Origin of the sequence: Micromonospora sp. NPDC005367 (genome assembly GCF_040606825.1) — a bacterium.
In the GTDB taxonomy this organism is placed as follows: domain Bacteria; phylum Actinomycetota; class Actinomycetes; order Mycobacteriales; family Micromonosporaceae; genus Micromonospora.
The window spans coordinates 168,542-176,891 of sequence record NZ_JBEXFP010000007.1 but is presented as its reverse complement, the minus strand read 5'-3'; the positions used below and the strand labels follow the sequence as shown (position 1 = coordinate 176,891).

Genomic DNA, 8,350 nt, shown 5'->3' with positions numbered 1-8,350 from the left:
GCCGGGACCGGGTTCAACGACCCGCGGGCCGGCATCATTCCCGGGTTTTCCGAGGCCCTAGCGGACTGGCCGCAGGCCGTGGCCGGGTTCAACGATCGGCGGCCCGTCATCGTTCCCGGGTTTCCCGCGGTGACCGGCTATGACCAGAAGGCCGTCGCCGCGACAGTGTTCAACGATCGGCGGCCCGTCATCGTTCCCGGGGGCCTCACCTCACCGGACCGGCTTTGATGATCTGCCGGACGGCGGCAGGGCTGCTACCTCGGCCGTCGTGGGTGTTCAACGCCCCCGACCCGGCCACGATTCCGGCCCCAGGATGCCACCGGTCACACCCCCGAACCCCACCAAACCACCCAACCCGCCCCACCACACCCCGCGCCCAGGCCCACGCCCCGTGCCCAGGCCCACGCCCGCGCCCGCCCCCGTGCCCGGTGCCCGTGTGCAAACCGGACACCAGCACCCGTCCCACCCCACACCCGACGCATGGTCAACTCGGGTTCCATGAAGTCGGGGCATCCGCGCGGCCGGGACACCCCGACATCACGGAACCCGAGTCGATCAACGCCCAGGGACCACCCACACCACCCCGGCCCGACTCGACCAACCCGATCCCGGCGCCCGACCCGGCCTTGGCCCGACCCGGCCTTGGCCCGACCCGGCCTTTGGCCCGACTCGGCCTTTGGCCCGACTCGGCCTTTGGCCCGACCCGGCCTTTGGCCCGACCCGGCCTTGGCCCGAGTCGATCAGCCCTCCGAGGCTGGATGCGGCCTTTAGACCATCCAGGCCGACCGACCAGCCGAGAGATCGGCGGCGAAATCGGACCGACCACGGCACAAGTGCCCAGCCACCCAACCGCGGCCGATGACGAACCTACCCACGAACCGGACACAACGCCCAGGCCGCCCTGCACTCCGCTCATGGTCAACTCGACGTCCTTGATGTCGGGGCATCGGAACGTCCGGGACGCCCCGACATCAAGGAACCCGAGTCGATCAACTCTCAGCGGGCACCGCCAAGGCCCCACCCGAGGCGCTCAAACCACCCATGCACCATCCACGCGGCCCCGACCCGAGGCGATCAACCACCCCGGGGCCGCCCACGTGGCCTTGGCCCGAGTCGATCAACCGCCCAACGGCCGCCGACCCGGCCCCGACCTGGGCCGATCAACCATCCGGGGGCTGCCGACGTGGCCTTCGGTAACCCGAACGGCCGTGGCCGTGGTGCCGGTCGAGCGGGCAGGTGGGCTCCGGGTGCGGGACACCGGTCGCGCGGTGGGCCCGCGTGGTGAGGGAGGCCCTAGGGTGGTGACCGTGGCGACCCTTCTGCTTATGCGACACGGCCGGACGACCGCGAACGCCGACGGCGGCCTGGCCGGCCGGCAGCCGGTCGAGTTGGACGAGACCGGCCGGACGCAGGCGGCCGCGGCGGGAGCACGACTTCGCGGCCTTCCGTTGGCGACCGTGGTGACCAGCCCGTTGATCCGTTGCCGGCAGACCCTGGAGTTGGCCTTGCCGGACGCCGCCCCGGTGGTCGAGGAGGGGCTGATCGAGTGCGGGTACGGCAGTTGGGAGGGGCAGCCGCTCAAGAAGCTCGCCAAGGATCCGCTCTGGCCGGTCGTCCAGCAGCACCCGAGTGCCGCGGTCTTCCCCGAGGGGGAGGCGATGGCGGCCATGGCGTCGCGCGCGGTCGCGGCGGTGCGGTCGTGGGACGCCCGGGTCACCGCTGAGCATGGTCCGGAGGCGCTCTGGTTGGCGTGCAGCCACGGTGATGTGATCAAGGCCATCGTGGCGGACGCGCTCGGCGTACACCTGGATCTCTTTCAGCGGATCGTGGCCGACCCGGCGTCGGTGACGGTGATCCGGTACACGCCGCTACGGCCGTTCCTGGTCCGGCTGAACGATACCGGCGGCGACCTGAGTGGCCTGGTCCCGCCGCAGCGCAAGCGGCGGCGGGCGCCCCGACGCGTCGACTCGGACGCGGCGGTGGGTGGTGGCGCCGGCAGCGCTCGATGATCACTACGGTACGGGCGGTGACGCCGTCCGGAGGCGGGCGTCACACAGCGGTGGGCCGGACGCGGCGCTCGGTGGCGATTCGGGTCGGTGGGGTGCGCGACGCCGTGACGGGCCGGATAGGGTCGTGAGTATGACCCACCAGGTGCACGCCTTCGAGCCGCCGGAGCGGTTCGTCGCCGGGACCGTCGGGCCTCCGGGGGAGCGGACGTTCTTCCTCCAGGCCCGCGGAGGAGGCCGGCTGGTCAGCGTCGCGCTGGAGAAGGTTCAGGTGTCCCTGCTCGCCGAGAAGCTCGAGGAGTTGCTCACCGAGGCGCGACGCCGTTTCGGGGTGGAGCTGCCCGAGGCCCCCAGGACGCTCGGTGACAACGACCCGTTGGACACGCCGGTCGACGAGGAGTTCCGCGTCGGCACGCTCGGCCTGGCCTTCGACGTGGACACCGCGACCGTGGTGATCGAGGCGATCGCCGCCGGCGAGGCGGAGGCCGAGGTCGAGCTCGGCGACGACGACGAGGACGAGGATTCCGACGACGAGCCGGACGAGGATCTCGACCGTCTGCGGGTGCGGTTGACCCCGCAGGCGACGCGCGAGTTCATCGAGCGAGCCCGCCGGGTGGTCAACGCCGGCCGCCCGCCGTGCCCGCTCTGCGGTCAGCCGCTGGATCCCGCCGGGCATCTCTGCCCGCGGCACAACGGTTACCACCGGTGACGTCGTCCGGCATCCAGCCACGGCAGGACGGCAGCGCGGCTCTCCGGTTGCTACGTGACGGTGAGCTGACCATCGAAGGGCGGCTGGTCGAGGCGTCGAACGCCACGCTGCGCGGGGTGCTGACACTCGACGGTGTCAGCGCCCACTGCGTGTACAAGCCGGTGCGGGGGGAGCGCCCTCTCTGGGATTTTCCCGACGGCACCCTCGCCGGACGCGAGGTCGCGGCGTACCTGGTCTCCCGGGCCACGGGGTGGGATCTGATCCCGCCGACCGTGCTGCGGGAGGGGCCGTTCGGTCCGGGCTCCTGCCAGCTCTGGATCGACGAGCCCGCCGACGCCGAGCCGTTGGTCGGGTTCGTGCCGGCCGATGCGGTGCCGCCCCGCTGGTTCCCGATCGCGGCGGCGCGCGACGACGACGGCACCCCGTACGCCCTGGCACATGCCGACGACCCTCGGCTCGCCCGTCTCGCGGTGCTCGACGCGGTGATCAACAATGCGGACCGCAAGGGCGGGCACGTGCTGGTGGGCTCGGAGGACCGGATCTACGGCGTGGACCACGGGGTGAGCTTCCACGTCGAGGAGAAGCTGCGGACGGTGCTGTGGGGCTGGGCGGGCCGGCAGTTGCCGCCGGACGCGGTGGAGGTGCTCGACACGCTCGCCAGCCAGGTCACCGGCGCGCTCGGTGAGGAGTTGGCAGAGCATCTCACGATCAGCGAGGTCGCCGAGTTGACGTCCCGGATCGATCGGCTGCGTGACGGTGGCCGGTTCCCGCTGCCGCCGGAGGAGTGGCCGGCCATCCCGTGGCCGCCGATCTGACGCATCCGTGAGCGATGCCACCGCCCGCGCTGGGGCGTGGCCCGCTGTCATGTTGATCACTCGGCGGCGCACCCATACGTCGCGGTGCGGCTGGATAGGCTGGCGGCATGGAAGCGTGGGCGGGACATGAGGTGCCGCGGCTGCCGGGTAGGGGCGGGCCGCTTGCGTTGTACGACTCGGCGCGGCAGGGCATCTACCCGAGCGACCCGGCCGACGTGGCGCGGATGTACGTCTGCGGTATCACGCCGTACGACGCGACCCACCTCGGTCACGCCGCCACCATGATCACGTTTGACCTGGTCCAGCGGGTGTGGCGCGACGCCGGGCGGCCGGTGCGGTACGTGCAGAACGTCACCGACATCGACGACCCGCTGCTGGAGCGGGCCACGCGCGACGGCGAGGACTGGAAGGTCCTCGCGATGCGGGAGACGGCCCTGTTCCGGGAGGACATGGAGGCCCTGCGGATCATCCCGCCGGAGCACTACGTCGGCGCGGTCGAGTCGATCCCGAACATCGCCGAGAAGGTGCAGCTTCTGCTCAAGGACGGCGCCGCGTACCGTCTTGACGACGGCACCGGCGACGTCTACTTCGACACCTCGGCCTCGCCCCGCTTCGGCTACGAGTCCAACCTCAGCCGCGCGGAGATGCTGAAGATCTTCCCGGAGCGTGGCGGCGACCCGGACCGGGCCGGCAAGCGCGACGCGCTCGACCCGCTGCTGTGGCGTGGTGCCCGGGAGGACGAGCCTTCCTGGCCGGGCGGTGAGCTGGGCGCCGGGCGTCCCGGCTGGCACATCGAGTGCGCGGTCATCGCCCTCGATCTGCTCGGTGACCGCATCGAGGTGCAGGGCGGCGGCAACGACCTGCTCTTCCCGCACCACGAGGCGTCCGCGGCGCATGCCGAGCGGCTGACGGGCGAGGCCCCGTTCGCCCAGCACTACGTGCACGCCGGCATGATCGGGCTGGACGGCGAGAAGATGTCCAAGTCCCGGGGCAACCTGGTCTTCGTCTCGCGGCTTCGCGCGGACCAGGTCGATCCGATGGCGGTCCGGCTGGCGCTGATGGCCGGGCACTACCGCAGCGACCGCACCTGGAACAACGAGCTGCTGGCCGCCGCGCAGGAGCGACTGGCCCGTTGGCGGCTGGCCGCCGCCGCGCCATCCGGTCCGTCCGGGGCCGAGCTGCTGGCGGGTGTACGCGCACGCCTCGCCGACGATCTCGACAGCCCCGGTGCGCTCGCGCTGGCCGACGCGTGGGCGGAGCAGGCCCTGGCCGGTGCCGGTGACGACCCGACCGCTCCCGCGCTCTTCGTCGACACCGTCGACGCCCTGCTCGGCGTCCGCCTCTGACCTCGTCCGCCGGCGCGCTGTCCGCCTCTGAGCGCGTCGCCGTCGGCGGGCCGTCCGGCACTGGTTGTTGCCGCCGGGTCCCCGGTCGCGCCGCCGTCGGCGTGAGCTGCCGATGGCGAGGTCTACCCGGCCCGTCTTGAGCCGACGCCCCCGGTCCTGTCTCGGACCGGGGGCATCGGCGTCGTGGCTCGGCTCGTCGGCCGTCCGGGATCGGACTTCGCGTCCCTTCCCAGGGCCGGTCCGACGCTTCGGGCATTCCGCTAGGACGGACCTCACATGCTGTTTACCAGCACATTTGGCTGGCCTCGCAGGCATCGAACAGGCTGGCTTGGCTAGCGTCAGTCGACATGAAGGTGTGGATTCCTCATAAGTTTGGCATTCCGGTTCTTGGCGACTTGCCCGACAACGTGGTGGTCGAGGTCGCCGACGATCCGGAGAACCTGCCGTCGGCGCCGGACGGAGTCGAGTTCTGGCTGCCCACGTTCATCGGGATGCCCCACGACACCAGTCGACTCGTCACCGAGTTGCCAGACCTCCGGGTGGTGCAGCTGCCGAGCGCGGGAGCCGAAGCCTGGGTCGACCGGGTGCCGGCCGGGGTGACGCTCTGCAACGCCCGGGGCGTGCACGACTCCTCCACCGCCGAGTGGGTGGTCACCGGGATCCTGTCGCAGCTGCGGGCCTTCCCGTCGTTCTTGCGCGCCCAGGATCGGGGGGTCTGGACCACCGAGCCGTATCTGCCGACCGACGAGCTCGCCGGCAAGCGCGTTCTGATCATCGGCGCCGGTTCGATCGGATCCGCGGTGGCGGCCCGGTTGGCTCCGTTCGAGGTGGAGCTGACCTTCGTGGCCCGCACCGCCCGGCCGGCCGAGGGGGTGTACGAGGCCGCCGACCTGCCGCGCCTGCTGCCCGCCGCGGACATCGTGGTCCTGCTCGTGCCGCTCACCGCCGAGACCCGGCAACTCGTGGATGCCCGTTTCCTCGCCGCCATGCCGGACGGCGCGATGCTGGTCAACGCGGCTCGCGGCCCGGTAGCGGACCCGGCGGCCCTGTTCGCCGAGCTGTCCACCGGGCGAATCTCGGCGGTGCTCGACGTCACCGACCCGGAACCCCTGCCGCCTGGCGACCCGCTGTGGCATCTGCCGAACGTCCTGATCACGCCGCACGTCGGTGCCCAGGTCCATGGCATCCTGCCGCGCGTGTACCGGCTGGTGGCCGCGCAGCTGCGCCGCTACCTGGCCGGTGAGCCGTTGCGCAACCAGGTCACCGGCCGGTACTGAGCACAGCACCGGGGCGGACGGGCGGCACCGGCACCAACGCGGCGCCCCGCAGGACCCTCTCCGCTCGCCGGCGCGGCCGCCTCGATCCGTCCGCGCTCTCGCCGGCGCGGTGGCCCGAAAGCGTCCGCGCCGGGCATGGACTCAGCCGAGGACGAGCCCCGGGTCCGGGTCCGGGTCCGGGTCCGGTGCGGGGGCGGGGATCCGGTACTCCTCGGTGAGGGTGGTCATCGGACCGGGCCAGGTGGCCTGGGCGACCTCGATCGGCTTGCGCGCGCCGTCGTACGCGACGTGCAGCAGGTGCAGCACGGGCGTGTCCGGCCGGATCTGCAGCGTCTCCGACTCCTCCCGGCTGGGCTGGCGGGCGCTGATCGTGTCGGTGGCGGTGACGTACCGCCGGCCGGTGGCCTCCTCGGCCTCCTGGTAGAGCGGCCGGCCGAAGGCCTCCGCCCGCTCCAGCGAGGTGCCGGCCGCGTCGGCGGGCAGGAACCAGGAGGCGCCGACCTCGACCGGGGAGTCCTCGGTGCGGACCAGGTGCCGGCGGCAGATCAGTTCCGTGCCGTCGGGTACGCCGAAGGCGTCGGCCACCTCGGCCGGGGCGGGGGAGCGACCGACCGAGACGAGTTGCTGGCGGTACCGCGCCGCGAGGTCGGTGTGGTAACCGCGGAATCCGCCGTACCGTCCCCGGGAGAGGCGGTTGAGCCGCCGCCGGGTGCCCCGGACGTACGTGCCGGAGCCCGGTTTGGTGATGAGCACGCCCTCGACCCGCAGCTGGTCGACGGCGCGCTGCACGGTCTGCTTCGCGACGCCGAACATCTCGGCCATCGCCGGGATGGACGGCAGCCGCTCGCCCGGCGCCCAGTCCCCGCGCCGGATCCGTGTGGTGAGTTGCGCGGCGATCTGCCGGTGCGGGAACTCGGCCGCCCCCGGATTGATCTGCATGCCCGCCTCCTTGATCACATCTAGGTTCCTAGGATGCCCTAGCGGAGGTGGGGCGCGCCACCCCGACACCCGATACCGACAAGCCCAGGCAAGCGACCCGCGGCCGAGCGGCGCAGGCGCCGGCACACGAAAAAACCCGGGCGGTACGACCAACTGTCGTACCGCCCGGGCGCGGAGCGGGGGAGCGGCGGCTACCAGGAGCCGGCGGTCGGACCAGCGGACCCGCCGCGGCGGCGCAGGTACTTCTCGAACTCCTGAGCGATCTCGTCGCCGGTCAGCGGGGTGATGCCCGCGTCTCCGACGCGTTCCTCCAGTTCACGGACGTACTCGCCGAGCTCGGCGTCCTGCTCGGCGGCGTTGCGTACCCGCTGCTCCCACTCGGCGGCCTCCTCTGCCAGGTCGGCCATCGGCACCGGCAGGTCGAGCACCTCCTCGACCCGGTGCAGCAGCGCCAGGGTGGCCTTCGGGCAGGGCGGGTTGTTCGCGTAGTGCGGCACGTGCACCCAGAACGAGACCGCGTCGACCTCGGCGCGGGTGCACGCGTCGTGCAGGACCCCGACGATGCCGGTCGGTCCGTCGTAACGGGTGGGCGTGAGCTGGTAGCGCTCGGCCGCCTGCGCGTCTGAGGCGCTGCCGCTGATCGGCAGCGGGCGGGTGTACGGCACGTCGGCCAGCAGCGCGCCGAGCAGCACCACGCGCTCGACCTCGAGGCTGTGGCAGATCTCCAGCACCTGCTCGCAGAACGTCCGCCAGCGCATGCTCGGCTCGATGCCCCGGATCAGGACCACGTCCCGCTCGGTGCCCTCCGGACTGGCGACCATGAAGCGGGTGGTGGGCCATTCGACCCGCCGTGTCTCGCCTTCGGCCATCGTGATCGTCGGCCGGCTCACCTGGAAGTCGTAGAAGTCCTCCGGGTCCAGCTCGGCCACCTGCCGGGCCTGCCAGACCTGCTCCAGGTGCTCCACCGCCGCCGTGGACGCGTCCGCGGCGTCGTTCCAGCCCTCGAACGCGGCGATGGCGACCGGGGAACGCAGCACCGGCAGCCCGTCGAACTCGGTCACGCCGTCACCTCGCTGTGCTCGTGGCGGCGGGCGGGGCCGAGCCCGGTCGTCCGCCGGTGGTGCATCGTGGCGTCCCTGTTCTCCTTCACGTCCGTCAGCCTACGTCCCGGTCCGGCGTGCGGCCCGGCGGCCGCGCCGGTCAGGGCCGCTGCCGACCGGTCATCGACGGTCGAACCGGACAGAGTGATCCCGCTGAC

The 8,350-nt window shown here is 72.3% G+C and carries 8 protein-coding genes; 6 read left to right on the top strand and 2 right to left on the bottom strand.

From position 1 onward, the window contains the following. The 6 genes from ABZS42_RS08120 to ABZS42_RS08095 all read left to right on the top strand — a co-directional run. On the top strand, positions 1-228 hold a 228-nt coding region (locus ABZS42_RS08120), incomplete at its 5' end, for a hypothetical protein (protein ID WP_355143218.1). Positions 229-1,298: 1,070 nt separating this feature from the next. Beyond that, positions 1,299-2,009 (top strand): MSMEG_4193 family putative phosphomutase, encoded by a 711-nt coding sequence (locus ABZS42_RS08115; RefSeq protein ID WP_355143217.1) that lies wholly within the window; start codon positions 1,299-1,301, stop codon positions 2,007-2,009. Positions 2,010-2,139: 130 nt separating this feature from the next. After that, complete coding sequence (locus ABZS42_RS08110) at positions 2,140-2,715, top strand: DUF3090 domain-containing protein (protein WP_355143216.1); 576 nt, start codon at positions 2,140-2,142, stop codon at positions 2,713-2,715. Continuing rightward, on the top strand, positions 2,712-3,530 hold the full coding sequence (locus ABZS42_RS08105) for an SCO1664 family protein (protein WP_355143215.1): 819 nt from the start codon (positions 2,712-2,714) through the stop codon (positions 3,528-3,530). Before ABZS42_RS08110 ends, ABZS42_RS08105 begins: the two co-directional genes overlap by 4 nt. A 107-nt stretch (positions 3,531-3,637) precedes the next feature. Continuing rightward, entirely contained in the window at positions 3,638-4,876 is a 1,239-nt protein-coding gene (gene mshC, locus ABZS42_RS08100) for a cysteine--1-D-myo-inosityl 2-amino-2-deoxy-alpha-D-glucopyranoside ligase (protein WP_355143214.1), read from the top strand. A 347-nt stretch (positions 4,877-5,223) separates the two neighbouring features. Beyond that, positions 5,224-6,153 carry a 2-hydroxyacid dehydrogenase gene (locus ABZS42_RS08095; RefSeq protein WP_355143213.1) on the top strand — a complete coding sequence of 310 codons (930 nt, stop codon included), beginning with the start codon at positions 5,224-5,226 and terminating at the stop codon, positions 6,151-6,153. Positions 6,154-6,294: 141 nt separating this feature from the next. Here ABZS42_RS08095 and ABZS42_RS08090 read toward each other — a convergent pair whose 3' ends face one another. Both ABZS42_RS08090 and ABZS42_RS08085 read right to left on the bottom strand, forming a co-directional pair. Further along, entirely contained in the window at positions 6,295-7,092 is a 798-nt protein-coding gene (locus ABZS42_RS08090) for a GntR family transcriptional regulator (protein WP_355143212.1), read from the bottom strand. 191 nt (positions 7,093-7,283) lie between these two features. Then, the gene (locus ABZS42_RS08085; RefSeq protein ID WP_076471866.1) at positions 7,284-8,153 is read right to left on the bottom strand and encodes a PAC2 family protein; all 870 of its coding nucleotides are present in this window, start codon (positions 8,151-8,153) and stop codon (positions 7,284-7,286) included. Between the last annotated feature and the right edge of the window lie 197 nt (positions 8,154-8,350).

Coding starts and splice junctions, on each gene's coding strand:
- ABZS42_RS08110 (WP_355143216.1), top strand. CDS start 2,140: ATGACCCACCAGGTGCACGCCTTCGAGCCGCCGGAGCGGTTCGTCGCC.
- mshC (WP_355143214.1), top strand. CDS start 3,638: ATGGAAGCGTGGGCGGGACATGAGGTGCCGCGGCTGCCGGGTAGGGGC.
- ABZS42_RS08095 (WP_355143213.1), top strand. CDS start 5,224: ATGAAGGTGTGGATTCCTCATAAGTTTGGCATTCCGGTTCTTGGCGAC.
- ABZS42_RS08090 (WP_355143212.1), bottom strand. CDS start 7,092: ATGCAGATCAATCCGGGGGCGGCCGAGTTCCCGCACCGGCAGATCGCC.